The sequence below is a fragment of the Kribbella sp. NPDC051952 genome, from assembly GCF_040680855.1.
In the GTDB taxonomy this organism is placed as follows: domain Bacteria; phylum Actinomycetota; class Actinomycetes; order Propionibacteriales; family Kribbellaceae; genus Kribbella.
Window position 1 is genome coordinate 159,730 of record NZ_JBFAXQ010000003.1, and the last position, 15,966, is coordinate 175,695.

The 15,966-nt window shown below is 68.4% G+C and carries 17 protein-coding genes and 1 tRNA gene; 7 read left to right on the forward strand and 11 right to left on the reverse strand.

Features of this window, described 5'->3' with window-relative positions; all coding sequences use genetic code 11:
* Nucleotides 1-53: 53 nt before the first annotated feature.
* From AB0L70_RS07865 to lipB, 4 genes are all read right to left on the reverse strand, one after another.
* Nucleotides 54-977 carry a hypothetical protein gene (locus AB0L70_RS07865; protein ID WP_363681244.1) on the reverse strand — a complete coding sequence of 308 codons (924 nt, stop codon included), beginning with the start codon at nucleotides 975-977 and terminating at the stop codon, nucleotides 54-56.
* Nucleotides 978-1,056: 79 nt separating this feature from the next.
* Complete coding sequence (locus tag AB0L70_RS07870; RefSeq protein WP_363681246.1) at nucleotides 1,057-1,755, reverse strand: carbohydrate-binding family 9-like protein; 699 nt, start codon at nucleotides 1,753-1,755, stop codon at nucleotides 1,057-1,059.
* Nucleotides 1,748-2,146, reverse strand: a complete 399-nt coding sequence (locus tag AB0L70_RS07875) for a hypothetical protein (protein WP_363681248.1) — start codon at nucleotides 2,144-2,146, stop codon at nucleotides 1,748-1,750. The genes AB0L70_RS07870 and AB0L70_RS07875 overlap by 8 nt, the downstream gene beginning before the upstream one ends.
* Before the next feature lie 9 nt (nucleotides 2,147-2,155).
* Nucleotides 2,156-2,785, reverse strand: coding sequence for a lipoyl(octanoyl) transferase LipB (gene lipB, locus AB0L70_RS07880; RefSeq protein ID WP_363681250.1), 630 nt, complete (start codon nucleotides 2,783-2,785; stop codon nucleotides 2,156-2,158).
* 24 nt (nucleotides 2,786-2,809) lie between these two features.
* Here lipB and AB0L70_RS07885 point away from each other — a divergent pair, with 24 nt between their 5' ends.
* Nucleotides 2,810-3,166, forward strand: coding sequence for a YciI family protein (locus AB0L70_RS07885; protein WP_363681252.1), 357 nt, complete (start codon nucleotides 2,810-2,812; stop codon nucleotides 3,164-3,166).
* Nucleotides 3,167-3,213: 47 nt separating this feature from the next.
* On the opposite strand, the gene AB0L70_RS07890 is transcribed toward AB0L70_RS07885, so the two are convergent.
* A tRNA-Pro gene (locus AB0L70_RS07890) sits at nucleotides 3,214-3,290 on the reverse strand.
* A gap of 9 nt (nucleotides 3,291-3,299) precedes the next feature.
* Nucleotides 3,300-4,259: a metallophosphoesterase gene (locus AB0L70_RS07895; protein WP_363681254.1), complete on the reverse strand. Its 960-nt coding sequence runs from the start codon at nucleotides 4,257-4,259 to the stop codon at nucleotides 3,300-3,302.
* Between the two features lie 26 nt (nucleotides 4,260-4,285).
* Between AB0L70_RS07895 and AB0L70_RS07900 the strand changes: the two genes are divergently transcribed.
* Nucleotides 4,286-4,753, forward strand: coding sequence for a GatB/YqeY domain-containing protein (locus AB0L70_RS07900; protein WP_363681256.1), 468 nt, complete (start codon nucleotides 4,286-4,288; stop codon nucleotides 4,751-4,753).
* Between the two features lie 52 nt (nucleotides 4,754-4,805).
* On the opposite strand, the gene AB0L70_RS07905 is transcribed toward AB0L70_RS07900, so the two are convergent.
* The 4 genes from AB0L70_RS07905 to AB0L70_RS07920 form a co-directional block, all read right to left on the reverse strand.
* On the reverse strand, nucleotides 4,806-7,208 hold the full coding sequence (locus AB0L70_RS07905; RefSeq protein WP_363681258.1) for a penicillin-binding protein: 2,403 nt from the start codon (nucleotides 7,206-7,208) through the stop codon (nucleotides 4,806-4,808).
* Between the two features lie 133 nt (nucleotides 7,209-7,341).
* Nucleotides 7,342-9,693: an endopeptidase La gene (lon, locus tag AB0L70_RS07910; RefSeq protein WP_363681260.1), complete on the reverse strand. Its 2,352-nt coding sequence runs from the start codon at nucleotides 9,691-9,693 to the stop codon at nucleotides 7,342-7,344.
* A gap of 124 nt (nucleotides 9,694-9,817) precedes the next feature.
* On the reverse strand, nucleotides 9,818-10,939 hold the full coding sequence (locus AB0L70_RS07915; protein ID WP_363681262.1) for an ArsA family ATPase: 1,122 nt from the start codon (nucleotides 10,937-10,939) through the stop codon (nucleotides 9,818-9,820).
* Complete coding sequence (locus AB0L70_RS07920) at nucleotides 10,936-11,886, reverse strand: ArsA-related P-loop ATPase (protein ID WP_363681264.1); 951 nt, start codon at nucleotides 11,884-11,886, stop codon at nucleotides 10,936-10,938. Before AB0L70_RS07920 ends, AB0L70_RS07915 begins: the two co-directional genes overlap by 4 nt.
* A 118-nt stretch (nucleotides 11,887-12,004) precedes the next feature.
* On the opposite strand from AB0L70_RS07920, the gene AB0L70_RS07925 reads away from it, so the two are divergent.
* The 5 genes from AB0L70_RS07925 (at nucleotide 12,005) to AB0L70_RS07945 (ending at nucleotide 15,391) form a co-directional block, all read left to right on the forward strand.
* Nucleotides 12,005-12,166 carry a hypothetical protein gene (locus AB0L70_RS07925; RefSeq protein ID WP_165553378.1) on the forward strand — a complete coding sequence of 54 codons (162 nt, stop codon included), beginning with the start codon at nucleotides 12,005-12,007 and terminating at the stop codon, nucleotides 12,164-12,166.
* A complete protein-coding gene (locus AB0L70_RS07930) occupies nucleotides 12,163-12,624 on the forward strand; it encodes a RidA family protein (RefSeq protein WP_363681266.1) in 462 nt (153 codons plus the stop codon). Before AB0L70_RS07925 ends, AB0L70_RS07930 begins: the two co-directional genes overlap by 4 nt.
* Nucleotides 12,625-12,820: 196 nt before the next feature.
* The gene (locus AB0L70_RS07935; protein WP_363681268.1) at nucleotides 12,821-13,462 is read left to right on the forward strand and encodes an NUDIX hydrolase; all 642 of its coding nucleotides are present in this window, start codon (nucleotides 12,821-12,823) and stop codon (nucleotides 13,460-13,462) included.
* Nucleotides 13,459-14,226 carry an MBL fold metallo-hydrolase gene (locus AB0L70_RS07940; RefSeq protein ID WP_363681270.1) on the forward strand — a complete coding sequence of 256 codons (768 nt, stop codon included), beginning with the start codon at nucleotides 13,459-13,461 and terminating at the stop codon, nucleotides 14,224-14,226. Before AB0L70_RS07935 ends, AB0L70_RS07940 begins: the two co-directional genes overlap by 4 nt.
* A 133-nt stretch (nucleotides 14,227-14,359) precedes the next feature.
* The gene (locus AB0L70_RS07945) at nucleotides 14,360-15,391 is read left to right on the forward strand and encodes a type IV toxin-antitoxin system AbiEi family antitoxin domain-containing protein (RefSeq protein ID WP_363681272.1); all 1,032 of its coding nucleotides are present in this window, start codon (nucleotides 14,360-14,362) and stop codon (nucleotides 15,389-15,391) included.
* On the opposite strand, the gene AB0L70_RS07950 is transcribed toward AB0L70_RS07945, so the two are convergent.
* Nucleotides 15,288-15,965, reverse strand: coding sequence for a Crp/Fnr family transcriptional regulator (locus tag AB0L70_RS07950; RefSeq protein WP_363681274.1), 678 nt, complete (start codon nucleotides 15,963-15,965; stop codon nucleotides 15,288-15,290). The two genes, AB0L70_RS07945 and AB0L70_RS07950, sit on opposite strands and share 104 nt — an antisense overlap.
* Between the last annotated feature and the right edge of the window lies 1 nt (nucleotide 15,966).

The following is a 15,966-nucleotide window of genomic DNA, read 5'->3' on the forward strand; positions in this document are numbered from 1 at the left end:
CCAGCCGGGTGCAACTCCCGCGATGTGTCCGCGACCACAACTGTCACGAACTGTCACGCAGAGGCTTCGGAGCTGATCAGCAGGTTCAGTTCGTGCAGCGCCTCGTAGCGGGCGTCCTCCAGCTCGTCCGAGTCCTTGGACAGCACCCGGGCCAGGTGCTCCCTGGCCGTCAGGAGGTCGCCACAGCACCGGGCGACCCGGGCCAGGCCGATGTGCGCGGCGGCAGCGGTCTCGGCCAGGTCCGCGTGTTCAGCCAGCGCCAGCGCCCAGCTGAAGTCCTCGCCGGCCGCATCCAGGTCGCCGCGGCGGCGGTAGAGCTCGCCGCGCTGGCAGAAGAGCAGTCCGGACTCGTCGTCGGCCCGTAGCTTCTCGGCGAGCTCCAGGGCCTCGCTGATGACGTCGACGGGGTCGTCGACGATGTCTCGGAGAGCTGTCAGGGCCAGGAACATCCCCCAGCGGTCGTCGAGCATCCGGAAGCGTCCCAGCGCCGTACGCAAGGCCTGAGCGGCGTCACCGGGAGTAGCCGACGTCAGGCCGGGGTAGCCGCGGCACAGCTCGACCGCCGCCCGGGTCCAGGCGTCACCGTCCTCGTTCCGCTCCAGGACCTGCTCGACCACCGCAGCGGACTCGAACGGCCCGAAGAGCAGCGACCACAGCAGGACTGTGACGGAGTACCGGAACGGGCCGGTGGTGGCGAGGACGATCTGCTGGGCGAGCTCCAGTTGTTCCTGCTCGGCGGATCCGGCTCCGTGCAGCACCGCGAGCAGGTACTCCTCGTCCATCCCGACCGGCACGGTCCGGCCGAGCATGCTCAGCACTCGTTCCGCGGCAGCCGCAGCCTCGTCCTGCAGGCCGTTGGACCACCAGTAGCTCGAGTACTCGGCGACGAGTCGCACCGCGGCCCGGGGATCGCTCTCGCAGGCGCGCTCGATCGCGCTCACCACCTGCTCGCCGTAGCTGTCGCCCCCTGAGTCCACGTACCTCATTGTCACTCGGGGGTGTTAACGCCCGGTCACCGGGTCAGAAAACGGTCGCCGGGTCAGAAACGTCGCCGGGTCAGAAACGCAGTACGCCCCAGCGGTCCGGCAGGTGCATGTCCTCGACGCCCTGCGGCGACCAGACCCAGAACTCGAGTTCCGTCCCCTGCACGTACGCGCCGTCGACGACCTGGTGCGGCCACTGGCACCGCATCAGGTTCATCCGCCATTCGTCCCCCGGCTTCGGCGGGGTCGCGCGGCCCTCGTTGTAGGACTCCAGGTCGGCCCACGGTACGGCGAGTTCGACCGACCAGCTCTTGTCCGTATCGGACGGGTCGTTCACCGTGCCGTCGACGTGGATCGCGGTCCGCAGCCCGGGCAGGTTCGTCGGGTCGATCGGTACGCCGCCGTCGACGTACGGCTTGGGCAGCGTCAGCTCCCAGATCGTGCCGAGCGGGTTGATCTCGAACTCGTAGTAGTTCAGGCCGTCGCCGTCCGGGTCGAGGAACAGCTCGAAGTTGTTCTGGTGGAAGAGCTTGCTGTTCTTCTCGGTCATCGTCGACCAGACGTGCGGCTCCTCGAGCAGGCCGCCGACGTACAGGTACTCGTCGTCGTACATCAGCTTCGACCGGGTCTGGAACCGCGGCGGCGGGCCGTCGTGGATCGGGACGAAGTCGGTGGTCCAGGGCGCGACCGCCCAGGCGGGGTCGGTCAGGGTGCCGTCGAGGTTCGGCGCGGTCGGGGTCCGCGGGCACTCGTAGACGGGCAGGTCAGGCATCAGCACGCTCCAGCAGTCGGGCGACGAGATTGGCGAGCAGGAAGGTGATGGCGGTCAGAACCGGTACGACGGCCAGGGTCCAGGGCGACGAGAGCTGTCCGGTCAGGAACGCGAGTACGACGACCAGCATGAACGCGACCCCGAGGAACGCGATCAGCCGGGGGTGCGGCATCGCCAGCCGGCTCAACGCGAGCCCGCCGAGCACCATCGTCACGACCACGATCACCAGCAGCAGCGGGAACCCGAGCGGACCGCAGTTCGAGGTGTCGCGGAACCGCTCGCAGCTCCGCTCACTCAGCCACACCCCGGCGACGGACACGAACCCGCACAGCAGCCCCACCACCCCAAGGATCAGCAGGGGTGGCAACGGGGGAGCATCGTCGCGGCTCATTGCGGCAGGTTATCGGGCTCCCAGGGACTGCGCGACGGCATCGCGCACGTCGGCCTCGGTCGGAGCCGGTACGCCGCGCTCCGCCGCCAGCTCGGCCAGCGACACCATCGTGACATCGTGGAGGCCGCAGCTCGTGAACGTGTGAAAGACGGTCATGTCCGGGTCGACGTTCACCGAGAAGCCGTGACTGGTGACGCCGCGCCGGATCCGCATCCCGATCGAGCAGAGCTTGCGACCGTCCTCGGTCCACACCCCGACGAGGCTGCTCGCCCCCTTCGGCGTATCTCGTCGTACCAGCGGAAACCCGAGTGACCCGAGCGCGTCGATCAGCCCGTTCTCCACCCACCGGACGATGTCCACCGGGCCCCGCTGCTTCAGATCGACCACCAGATACCCGACCAGCTGCCCGGGCCCGTGGTACGTCGCGAACCCACCCCGATCGACCGCCACGGCAGGAATGCCGGCTGTCTCCGCCGGCAGATCATCGAGCACTGTCCGCGGGCCGTAGGTGATCACCGGCGGATGGCTCAACAGGAACAGCCGGTCCTCCGCCGTACCGTCCACCCGCTCCTCGACCCACCCCCGCATCTCCTTGGCCGCGACCTCGTAATCCACTTCGCCCAGATCCACACGCCGCATGCCATTCAGCGTACGTTTCGGGGTATGCGCTTCGATCGCTACACCGTGATCCTGCTGACGCTGAGACCGGACGCCCCGCTGCTGACCGACGCCGAAGCGGCCGAACTCCAGGACCGGCACCTGGCCCACGGCGCCGACCTCCAGGACCGTGGCCTGATCCTTGCCCGCGGCCCCCTCACCGACCAGGACGACGAGAGCCTGCGCGGCTTCTCCATCTGGTCGGTCGACCAGGCCACCGCCCGCTCCCATGCCCAAGCCGATCCGGCGGTCCGGGCCGGCCGCCTCGCCGCCCAGGTGATGACGTGGATGATGCCGGCCGGGAACCTGCAGTTCACCAAGGTCCGGCCGCCCAGATCACTGGCCGAGGCGAGCGAGGACTGACAACGGGAACGCAAAAGGGCGGTGACTGGAGTCACCGCCCTGCTACGTGGTCGGGCTGACAGGATTTGAACCTGCGACCTCTTCGTCCCGAACGAAGCGCGCTACCAAGCTGCGCCACAGCCCGAAGTCGCCGTTAGCTTACATGGGCCGACTGCTCCGGCGAAATCGGGTTATTCCGGGGCACGAGGGTGAGCAACGTCGCCTCCGGACGGCACGCGAAACGCACCGGTGCGTACGGCGAAGTGCCGAGGCCGGCCGACACATGCAGCGCGGCCTGGCGGCCGTCGTATCCCCACGTGGACAGGCCCTTCACCCGCGAGGTGTCCAGGTCGCAGTTGGTCACCAACGCCCCATAGATCGGAACCGCCAGTTGGCCGCCGTGCGTGTGCCCGGCCAGCACGAGCGGGTAGCCGTCTCCGACGAACCCGTTCAGCACCCGCTGGTACGGCGCATGGGTCACGCCGATGGACAGGTCCGCCGTCGGGTCCACCTCGCCCGCGACCTCGTCGTACCGATCGCGCTTGATGTGCGGGTCGTCCGTGCCGGCGAAGTCCAGCCGCAGGCCGTTCACCTTGAGCGTTGCCTTCGCGTTGTTCAGGTCGGTCCAGCCGGCGCCGCTGAACGCGCGCCGCATCTCCTCGAACGGGAGGTCCGGCCCGTGCGGCTTGTGCCGCTGCTTGTGCGCGGGCAGCAGGTACTTCCCCGGGTTCTTGAAATGCGGCTTCCAGTAGTCGTTGGAGCCGAACACGAAGACCCCGGGCAGGTCGAGCAGATCGCCGTACGCACGGAGCAGTGGACGGACCGAATCCTCGTGGGAGAGGTTGTCGCCGGTGTTCACGATCAGGTCGGGCTGGAGCGCGGCCAGGTCGTTGACCCAGTTGATCTTGCGCTCCTGGGTCGGCATCAGGTGCAGGTCCGACAGGTGCAGCACCCGGAGCGGCGCGGAACCCTGGGGGAGCACCGGGACCGTCACTCTGCGGAGCGTGAACCAGCGCACCTCGATCCCGGCCGCGTACGCGACGCAGGCGGCACCCACGGCACCGACGACCGCCGTGGTCTTCAGGGTGGTGGTGACAAGCCCGCGCAAACTCATTCCTCCAGCCTGCCACAATCATGGTCATGTCCAACTCCGGAATGAAGCAGCGCCTGCACGACGACATGACCGCGGCCCTGAAGGCCCGCGACGAGATCCGTAAGTCGACCCTGCGGATGGCGCTGACCGCGGTCACCAAGGCGGAGGTGGCCGGTAAGGAGGCCCGCGAGCTGAGCGACGCGGAGATCCTCGACGTGCTCGGCTCGGAGGCGAAGAAGCGCCGTGAGTCGGTCACCGCCTACCGCGACGCCGGCCGCGCCGAGCTCGCCGACAAGGAACAGGCCGAGGCGGACATCCTGGCCGAGTACCTCCCCGAGCAGCTGAGCCAGGAGGAGATCGTCGCCCTGGTCACCGAGACCATCGCCGCCACCGGCGCCGCCGAGCTCGGCCCGCGCGGCATCGGCAAGGTGATGGGCGCCCTCCAGCCCAAGGTCAAGGGCAAGGCCGACGGCGGTGTCGTCTCCACCGAGGTGAAGCGCCAACTCGGAGCCTGACAACTCGTTGCAACAGAAAGGGGCCTCGATCGATCGAGGCCCCTTTTGACTGTCAGCAGTTGGGGTACTTCGGGTTCCACGGTGGACAACCCCGTGGAGGTTTGGTGCCGCCGGGCGGTTTGGTGGTGTTCGGCGGCGGCTTCGGAGCGTTCGTCTTCGTGGGCTGGTTCGGCTGGTTGGTCTTGCTGCCGTTGGAGACGTAGATCGTCACCAGCGAGCCCTCCGCGGCGCCGTCGCGCTGCCGTGGGTCGGTGTAGGCGACGGTGCCGGCGTTCTCCTCCGAGTTCACCGTGCCGGAGGCGATCGCGACGTCGAAGCCGGCCTGCCGGAGCTTGTTCGCGGCGTCGTCGGGGTTCATGCCGTTGACGAACGGGAGGTTCTTCACGTCGCCGCGCTGGGTCTTGTCCGACGGCGCGACGAAGTGCGTGGTCGGGTAACCCTGCAGTGCGGCCTGCATCGCGGTCTCCCAGATCGGGCCGGCGGTGCCGGAACCGGTCGGGTCGTTGATGCCGTGCCCGTTCAGCGTCTGGCCCTGCAGTTCCTTGTACGGCGGGGAGGCGTCAGCCACCGTGGCGGCCGCGGCGAGCTTCGACGAGTAACCGGCATACCAGACCGCCTTGGCCTCGTTGATGGTTCCGGTCTTACCGGCCAGGTCGCTCTTGCCGAACTTCAGCTTGCCGCCGGTGCCGTTCGGCTCCATCACCTGGTGCAGGACCGCGTTCACGCCGTCGGCGACCGCCGGATCCAGGACCTGCTTGCAGTCCGCACCGGGAGCCTGGATCGACTTCCCGGCCGCGTTCTTGATCGAGGTGACCAGCCACGGCGTGCAGTACATGCCGCGCGCGGCGAACGCGGCGTACGCGTTCGACAGTTGCAGCGGCGAGATCAGGTCGATGCCCAGAGTCATCGAGGGCACCTGCTCGAGCGGTTCACCCGACTGGGCCTGGTACATCCCGAGGGCACCGGCGATCTTGGCGATCGGGCAGAGGCCGGTCCGCTGCGAGAGCTGCAGGAAGTAGGTGTTGGTCGACTTCTGCGCCGCCTGGATCATCGTCGGGTCCGGGACGTTCTTGGTCGAGTTCTGCGGGTCGTACTTGCCGAGGATCTTGTACGGGCCGCTGCAGGTGCTGAAGGTCTTGCCACCCAGCGAGATCGGGCTCGGTGAGTTGATCTTGTAGTTGAGCGGGATGCCCTTCTGGATCGCGGCCGCGATCGTGAACGCCTTCATCGTCGAGCCGTTCTGGAAACCGCCGTACCCACCCGCGTAGCTCTTCGGGACGTTGTAGTTGTACGACGTCTGGCCGCGCTTGTTGCCGTACTCCCGGCTCTGGGCCATCGCCTTCACCAGTCCGGTCCCCGGCTCCACGATCGTGATCGCGGCGATGGCCTGGTCGGTCGGGTTCGAGTGGCTGTTGATCGAGTTCTGCGCGGCCTTCTGGATCTTCGGGTCCAGCGAGGTCCGGATGGTCAGACCGGCGGTCTTGAGGAAGTTGGCGCGCTCGACCGGGGTCTTGCCGAAGGCCGGGTTCTTCTCGAGCTCGGAGACGACGTACTCGCAGTAGAAGGGGTACGGGCCGTTCGCGCAGCCGAGTTTGTTCGGGCGGACCTTGTTCGGGTTGATCACCGGAGCCTTGAGCGCGGAGTTGGCCTGGCTGACCGAGATGACCTTCAGCTCGAGCATCCGCTTGATCACGACGTCGCGGCGGTCCTTCGCGCGCTTCATGTTGTTGGTCGGGTCGTAGCCGGTCGGGTTCTTCACCAGGCCGGCCAGCAGCGCGGCCTGCGGCAGGGTCAGCTGGGACGCGTTCACGGAGAAGTAGTGCTGCGCGGCGGACTGGATCCCCCAGGCGCCGTCGCCGAAGTTCGCGAGGTTCAGGTACTTCTCCAAGATCTCGTTCTTGGAGTACTCCTTCTCGACCGCGATCGCGTAGCGCAGCTCGGCGACCTTGCGCTGGTACGTGTCCGCGGTGGCGTCGGCGACCTCCTCGGGCGTCTTCGCCTTCTCGACCAGGCTGACCTTCACGTACTGCTGGGTGATGCTCGAGCCGCCCTGCTGGATCCCGCCCGAGGACTTGTTCTGCAGCAGCGCGCGCAGGGTGCCCTTGAGGTCCAGGGCGCCGTGCTCGTAGAACCGGTCGTCCTCGATCGCGACGATCGCCTTCTGCATGATCGGCGCGACCGCGGCGAGCTTGACCGGGACCCGGTTCTGCTCGGCCAGGGTCGCGATCAGCGTGCCGTCGGCGGCGAAGATCTGACTCTTCTGTTTCACCGGCACTTCGTCGAACTGCTGCGGCAGGTCCTGCAGGGTCTCCGATGTCTTCTCGGTGGTGAAGCCGGCGAGCCCGGCGAAGGGGATGGCGAGACCGGCGGCCAAGGCCCCCGACAACACGCTCACCCCCAGGAACATGACCACCGATTGGACGACTCCCCGGTCACCCTTCTCCCTGCTGCGCATGGTTATAGAGACTACGGGATCGCCTGTTTGGGTTACCGCCTCGAATGTGACCTTGACCACGGTCGCTGGACAAAGTTCATCCAAAAGGACGAGGGCCCGAGCAGCTGGCTCGGGCCCTCGGTCTTTTCAGCGATCAGGCGGCGTACTGGTGAGCGTCGACCTGCGCCGGTACGAGCGCCAGTTCGAGCACCTCACGGACGTCGCTCACCGGGTGAACGGTCAGCTCCTTGAGCACGGACTCCGGTACATCTTCCAGGTCCGGCTCGTTCCGCTTCGGGATCAGGATCGTGGTCAGCCCGGCCCGGTGGGCGGCGAGCAGCTTCTGCTTCACCCCACCGATCGGGAGCACCCGTCCGGTCAACGACACCTCACCGGTCATCGCGACCTCCGAGCGGACCGGCCGCCCGGACAGCAGCGACGCCAGCGCCGTCGTCATCGTCACACCCGCCGACGGTCCGTCCTTCGGAACCGCACCGGCCGGCACGTGGATGTGGGTGTTCCGTTCGGCCAGATCGCTGACCGGCAGACCCAGTTCCGCGCCGTGCGAGCGCAGGTACGACAGGGCGATCTGCGCCGACTCCTTCATCACGTCACCCAGCTGCCCGGTCAACGTGACTCCGGTCGGACCGGTCTCCTTGTCGGCCAGTGACGCCTCGATGAAGAGCACGTCACCACCCGCACCGGTGACCGCAAGCCCGGTCGCCACACCCGGAAGCGCCGTACGTTCGGCCGACTCCGGAGTGAACTTCGGCGAACCCAGGTACGCCTTCAGGTCACCGGACCCGATCCGCTGGGTGCCGACCTCCTCGCCCAGGGCGATCTTGGCCGTCACCTTCCGCAGCACCCGCGCGATCGACCGCTCCAGCTGTCGTACGCCGGCCTCCCGCGTGTACTCGCCCGCGAGCAGGCGCAGTGCCGTGTCCTCGAGGGTCACCTCGTCCGCCGTCAGGCCCGCCCGCTCCAGCTGACGCGGGAGCAGGTGGTCACGGGCGATGACAACCTTCTCGTCCTCGGTGTACCCGTCCAGCTGCACCAGTTCCATCCGGTCCAGCAGCGGCCCCGGAATCGAGTCCAGCACGTTCGCCGTGGCCAGGAAGACCACGTCGGACAGGTCAAGCTCGACCTCCAGGTAGTGGTCCCGGAAGGTGTGGTTCTGCGCGGGGTCGAGGACCTCGAGCAGCGCGGCCGTCGGGTCACCCCGGTAGTCCGCACCCACCTTGTCGATCTCGTCCAGCAGTACGACGGGGTTCATTGACCCGGCCTCGGTGATGGCCCGGACGATCCGGCCCGGCAGCGCACCGACGTACGTCCGCCGGTGGCCGCGGATCTCGGCCTCGTCGCGGACGCCACCCAGGGCGACCCGGACGAACTTGCGGCCCATCGCCCGCGCCACGGACTCACCCAGCGAGGTCTTACCCACACCAGGAGGACCGACCAGGGCCAGTACGGCGCCGCTGCGACGCCCACCGACCACACCCAGACCGCGGTCCGCGCGGCGACGCCGTACGGCCAGGTACTCGGTGATGCGTTCCTTCACGTCGTCCAGTCCGGCGTGGTCCGCGTCCAGCACGGCCCGCGCCTCGCGGATGTCGTAGCTCTCCTCGGTCCGCTCGTTCCACGGCAGCTCGAGGACGGTGTCCAGCCAGGTCCGGATCCAACCGACCTCGGGGGACTGCTCGGAGGTCCGCTCCAGCTTGTCGACCTCGGCGAGCGCCGCCTTCGCGACGTGCTCGGGCAGGTCGGCCGCCTCGACGCGGGCCCGGTAGTCCTCTTCCTCGGACTCGGCCTTACCGTCCAGCTCGGCCAGTTCCTTGCGGATCGCGGCCATCTGCTGGCGCAGCAGGAACTCCCGCTGCTGCTTCTCCATACCCTCCTGGACGTCCTTCTGGATCGTCTCGGAGACCTCGAGCTCGGCGAGGTGGTCCTTCACCCAGCCGATCAGCTTCTCCAGCCGCTCGGAGACATTCGCGTTCTCCACCAGCCAGGACTTCTGCTCGTTGGTCAGGTACGAGGCGTAGCCGGCCAGGTCGGCCAGCTCCGCCGGGTCGTCGACCTGCTTGACGGAGTCGATCACCTGGTAGGCGCCGCGACGCTGCAGCACCGAGGTGACCAGGGTCTTGTACTCGCGGGCGAGCTCGGCCGACCTGGAGTCGGTGATCTCGTGCAGTTCGGTGGCACTCACCCAGAGGGCGGCACCCGGACCGGTGGTCCCGGCGCCGATGAGGACGCGGGAAGTCCCGCGAATGACGGCCGCCTGGGCTCCGCCCGGCAACCGGCCGATCTGCTCGATCTCACCGAGCGTCCCGGCCTTGGCATATTTCCCGTCCAGCCGCGGCACGAGCAGGATCTGGTCCGAGCCGGCGGCCTGGGCGGCGTCGATGGCCGCCCTGGCCTCGGAGTCGGCCAGTCGGACCGGCACGACCATTCCCGGCAGGACCACGATGTCGTCCAGCGGCAGAACAGGAAGATTCAACGTATCGGTCACGCTGTCACACCCTTATCTCAAGATTGAGTCTGACAGGCTCAACCGTTGACCTCACCAGGTCATTCCCGGCGGTACTGGGCGTTCGCTGACGGTGAAATCAGGCGGACTACGCGGCTGCCGCGGCTCAAGCGGTCAGCAGGTCGCCGATCTGGCGTAGGCCGGTCAGGTCGTGCACGTCGTCGGCCAGGGCCGGGACCTCGGCGGTCGGGATCGCCCGGTGGCTGCGGCGGAACCGGTCGGCGCGCTTGTGGTCCCCGACGACCTGCTGCATCTTGTCCGCGTGCAACCGCAGTACGGCGGCAGTCAGCGGTGACTTGTCCGCCTCCTCGAGCCGCTCCGCCGCGGCCAGTGAGCGCTCCGCCGACAGATCCGGCGCCTGTGTGTTCGTAACCCGGTTCAGCACGACACCGGCCAACGGCATGCTCTCGGCCCGCAACCGCTCGGCGAAGTACGACGCCTCCCGGAGCGCATCGTTCTGCGGCGCGGCCACCACGAGGAACGCGGTGTGCGGCTCCCGCAGCAACGCCACTGTCTTCTCGGCCCGCACCCGGAACCCACCGAACAACGTGTCGAAGGCCGCAACGAACGTCTGTACGTCGGTCAGCACCTGCGTGCCGAGCACCTTGTTCAGCACGGACATCGCCATGCTCACCCCGGCGGACATCAACTTGAACGGCCCACGAGCCGGCGCGAGCAGCAACCGGAGGAACCGTCCCTCCAGCAGCGAAGCCAGCCGCTCCGGCGCATCCAGGAAGTCCAGCGCGGACCGCGACGGCGGAGTGTCCACCACGATCAGATCCCAGTCGCCGGTCTGCTCGGCCTGCTTGTGCAGCTGGCCCAGCTTCTCCATCGCCATGTACTCCTGCGTCCCGGCGAACGACGAGGAAAGCGCCTGGTAGAACGGGTTCGCGAGGATCTGCTCCGCCTTCTCCGGCGTCGCGTGCTGCAGCACCACGTCGTCGAAGGTGCGCTTCATGTCCAGCATCATCGCGTCCAGCCGGCCGCCGTTCGCGGTGTCGACCTGGGCGACCGCCCGCGGCGTGTTGTCCAGCTCGGTCAGCCCGAGCGACTGCGCCAGCCGCCGGGCCGGGTCGATCGTGAGTACGACGACCTTCCGCCCGCGCTCGGCGGCCCGCAAACCCAGTGCGGCCGCGGTCGTCGTCTTGCCGACCCCACCGGCACCGCACGTGACGATGATGCGCGTGGCCGGGTCGTCGATCAGCGCGTCGAGATCCAGGGCCGTCATGGGCGCAGCTCCTCGGCCAGGTCGGCGAGGGCGCCGTGGTCGATGCCCTCCGGCAGCAGCGCCAACTCGGTCACCTTCTTGCCCAAGGCATCTATTCGGTCGCGGTTCTCGCGTTCCAGACCGATCCGGATCGCGTGATCGTGTGCCTCGGCTGCCAGCGTCTTCACCAGGCCGTCGGCGACCGTGACCCCGGCTGCCCGCAGGCCCTTGGTCAGCTCGGCGATCGGCAGTTTCTCCTTCACCGCAAGGGCAAGCGCGTCGTCGTCGAGCGGACTCTTCCGGACCATGTTCACCACGATCGAGCCGATCCGGAGGTCGAGTTTCTCGAGCTGCTCGACCGCGTCCAGCGTCTCCTGGACCGGCATCTCCTCGAGCAGCGTGACGAGGTGGATCCGGGTCACGTCGGACCGCAGCATGCCCATGATCGCGTCGGCCTGGTTGCGGATCGGCCCGACCTTGGCCAACCCGGCGACCTCGTGGTTCACGTTCAGGAACCGCGCGATCCGCCCGGTCGGCGGTGCGTCCAGTACGACGGCGTCGTACGCGAGTCGTCCGTGGGACTTCCGCCGGGTCGCCTCGTAGACCTTGCCGGTCAGCAGTACGTCGCGCAGCCCGGGAGCGATCGTGGTGACGAAGTCGATCGCGCCCACCTTCTCGAGCGCCTTCCCGGCCCGGCCTAGGTGGTAGTACATGTCGAGGTACTCCAGCAGCGCGGCCTCGGCGTCGACGGCCAGGGCGTACACCTCGCCGCCACCTGGTCCGTGCGCGATGCGGCGTTCGACGTACGGAAGCGGGGGTACGTCGAAGAGCTGGGCGAGGCCCTGGCGTCCCTCGACCTCGACCAGGAGGACGCGCTTACCCTCCTCGGCCAGGGCGAGTGCCATGGCGGCAGCAACAGTCGTCTTCCCGGTGCCCCCTTTACCGGTGACCACGTGCAGTCTCGCCATAGGCCCAGAGTAGGTGGTGTCCCACGACACATCGGTCCTGACCGGGGCGGTGGGGCACGGGAGGGATCAGTCCTGACCGGGGCGGTGGGGCGGGGAAGGTGTCAGTAGAGTCCACCTCATGAAGAAGTTCGAGTACTTCACCGCGCCGCTGCTGGTCCACTCGACCAAGGAGATCCTGGACAACTTCGGCCAGGACGGCTGGGAGCTGGTCCAGGTCGTCCCGGGCCTGAACCCGGAGAACCTGGTCGCCTACTTCAAGCGGGAGATCGAGGACAAATGAGCCACCCCGAGGAGAACCTGGCCGCGCTCGGCCTGAAGCTGCCCGACGTGGCCAAGCCGGTCGCCGCTTACGTTCCCGCCGTACGGACCGGTGACCTCGTCTACACGTCGGGTCAGCTGCCGCTGCGCGAGGGCACCCTGATCGCTACCGGCAAGGTCGGAGCCGAGGTCACCGCCGAGGTCGCGAGCGAGTGCGCCCAGCAGTGCGCTCTGAACGCGCTGGCCGCAGTCAAGGCCGAGATCGGCGACCTGGCGAACGTGAAGCGCATCGTCAAGGCGGTCGCGTTCATCGCGTCCACGCCGGACTTCACCGGTCAGCCGCAGGTCGCGAACGGCGCCTCCGAGCTGTTCGGCCAGGTCTTCGGCGACGCCGGGCAGCACGCCCGCAGCGCGGTCGGCGTACCCGTCCTGCCGCTGGACGCGCCGGTCGAGGTCGAACTGATCGTCGAGGTCGGCTGACAACCCGGTGCGGGACCTGACCTCCGAACTGATGTCCGGCCGCATGGCCGAGACAGCACTGACCCACGTCCGAGAGGCCAGAACCCCAGTCCCCCCACGCCCAGCCTCCACCGTAATCCTCCTCCGCGACACCTCCGAAGGTTCGCCGGAGGTCTACTTGCTTCGGCGGCAGCGGACTATGGCTTTTGCTGCGGGGATGACGGTGTTCCCGGGCGGCCGGGTCGACCCGGGCGATGCCTCGATCGCCGACTCCTGGTTCGGCCCGCCGCCGGCGTTCTTCGCGACCCGGCTCGGGTGTTCCGAGGACCTGGCCGCGGCGTACGTCGCGGCCGCCGTGCGCGAGACCTTCGAGGAGTCCGGCGTACTGCTGGCCGGTCCGACCGGCGGCGAAGTGGTGGGCGACACGACCGGCGCCGACTGGGAGGCCGACCGCCGCGCACTCGAAGCCGGTGAACTCCACTTCGCCGACTTCCTCCACCGCCGCGGCCTCCTGCTCCGCGCCGACCTGCTCGGCCCGTGGGCGCACTGGATCACCCCGGAGTTCGAGCCCAAGCGGTACGACACCTGCTTCTTTGTCGCCGCCCTCCCGGCCGGCCAGCTCACCCGGGACGTGACGAGCGAATCCGATCAGGTCGCCTGGATGCGCCCGGCCGACGCCGTCGCCGCGGTGGACGCAGGTGAGTTGCAGATGCTGCCCCCGACGTACGTGTGCTGCCGCGAGCTCTCGTCGTACGACGAAGTTGCCGCGATCCTGCCCGCGGCGGGGGACCGGGAGATCCGGACGATCCTCCCGACCGTCCGGGTGGACGGGGACGACGCCTACTTGGAGACCATATGAGAGTCACCGACTACGCGAGCCTGATCCGTGCCAACAATCCGGGTCCGATGACGCTGGAGGGCACCAACACCTGGATCCTCCGGGCGCCGGATGCCGACCAGTCAGTGGTGGTCGACCCCGGTCCGATGCTGGAGGACCACCTCCGCGCCGTACTCGACGAAGCAGGCAAGGTCGCCGTCGTCCTCCTGACCCACAAGCACCCGGATCACTCGGAAGGCGCCGCCTGGTTCGCCAACCAGGCGGGCTGCGGGGTCCGTGCCGTCGACCCGGCTTTCCGGATCCCCACCGACCACGCGCACGGCCTGTCCGAAGGCGACGTCATCACCGCGAGCGGCCTCCGCATCGAGGTCCTGCCGACCCCCGGCCACACCCTCGACTCCGTCTGCTTCTGGCTCCCGCAGGACGGCTCGCTCCTAACCGGCGACACCGTCCTGGGCCGCGGCACCTCCGTCGTAGCCCACCCAGACGGTGCCCTGGGCCCCTACCTCGACTCCCTCGAGAAACTGAGCGCCTTCGCCAACTCCCCAGCCGGCGTAGCCCGCCTACTCCCCGGCCACGGCCCCGTCATCGAAGACCCACCCGCAGTCCTCACCTACTACCTGACCCACCGTCAAGAACGCCTCGACCAGGTCCGCGCCGCCGTGGCCGCCGGCCACACCACCCCCGAGTCGATCGTCGAACACGTCTACGCCGACGTCGCCCCCACCCTCTGGCCCGCCGCCCAACGCTCCGTCCAAGCCCAACTCGACTACCTGAACGGATAACCCCTCGAGTTGCCGGTTCTCCCGTCGTGACAAGAGGGGAGAGGGGCAACCTCCGGAGATATCCCCCCCAGTTGTTTTCCACAGATCTGCGTTGGGGCCGCCGTGAGGGTAGTTGGGCGGGGATGCTGGTCGGATGAACCCGAAGTTGAAGCTGCTCGCCGAAGCTCAGGGAGGGGTGTTCAGTCGGCGGCAGGCGCTGGCGAGCGGTTACACCCCGCGCCAGATCGTCGAGCGCCTTGGCGACGGGCGATGGGAGCGGCTCAGGCGCGGTCAGTACGCCGAACGCCTCGACCTTGCCGCACTCCCGCCCTGGGAACAGCAGCGGATCTCCCACCTCCGCATCGTCCACGCGGTGATGAACTCACTCCGAGCCGGCACCGTCGTGATCAGCCATCAGTCCGCTCTCGCTCTGCACGGCCTGCCGCTGTGGGGTTTGGATCTGACCCGGGTGCATGTGACCCGCGTCGATGACCGGGCCGGTGGCCTCGTTGCGGGAGTCCAGCACCATCTGGGTGAGCTCGTCCCGGCCGATCTGACCCACGCAGCTGGTCTGCCAGTAACGACCGTGCCGCGAGCCCTGGTTGAAACCGCCTGTACGACGTCTTTCGAAGCCGCAGTCGTCACCGCTGACGTCGTACTGCGTGAAGGGCTTGTCGACGCGGATGAGCTGCATCGCCTGCTGATGGTGACCGAGTTCTGGCCAGGTAGCCCGACGGCGCGGGCAGCGCTGGGGTTCGCGAACCCGCTGTCCGAATCGGTCGGCGAATCGCGCCTGCGCGTGCTGATGCACCGGTTCGGCCTACCGGAACCAGTGCTCCAAGCGGAGTTCGCCGACTCGGACGGCTTTGTGGCACGGGTCGATTTCCACTTCCCGTCGTACCGGACGGTGGTCGAGTTCGACGGGATGCTCAAGTACGGCGATGGATCGCCGGAGGTCCTGGTCCACGAGAAGCGTCGCGAGGACCGGCTGCGCGCGCTGGGACTTCAGCTGGTCCGAGCCACCTGGGCAGACTTCAACCGCCCGGCGCACCTCGCAGCCACCATCCGCCAAGCCTGCTGGGTTAGCGGGCTCGGCGTTGGAGGCGGTCTACGTCCAGGAGGACTACGGAGCGGGGTTCTAGGCGGACCCAGCCGCGGGAGGCGAAGTCGGCGAGGGCCTTGTTGACGGTTTCGCGGGAGGCGCCGACGAGTTGGGCCAGCTCCTCCTGGGTGAGGTCGTGGTGGACGTGTACGCCGTCGTCCGCCGTCCGGCCGAACCGGCTGGCCAGGTCGAGCAGGGCCTTGGCGACCCGGCCCGGTACGTCGGAGAAGACAAGGTCGGCGACGACGTCGGAGACCTTGCGGAGCCGGGAGGCGAGCTGGAGCAGCAGGCCGCGGGCCACCTCGGGGCGGCCGGCCAGCCAGCGGAGCAGCTCGTCGTGGGTCAGCGACATCATCGAGGCGTCGGTGACGGCCGTGACGGTCGCGGACCGCGGTCCCGGGTCGAACAGCGACAGCTCGCCGAACATCTGGCCCGGGCCGAGCACGGCGATCAGGTTCTCCCGGCCGTCGGCCGAGGTGCGGCCGAGCTTGACCTTGCCCTCGACCACGACGAAGAGCCGATCGCCGGAGTCACCCTCGTGGAACAGCACCTGGCCGCGGCGCAGCCTGCTCTCCGTCATCGACGCGGTCAGCGCGGCTGCCGCCTCGTCGTCGAGCTGACTGAACAGCGGTGCCTGTCGGAGCACTGCGGCATCCACT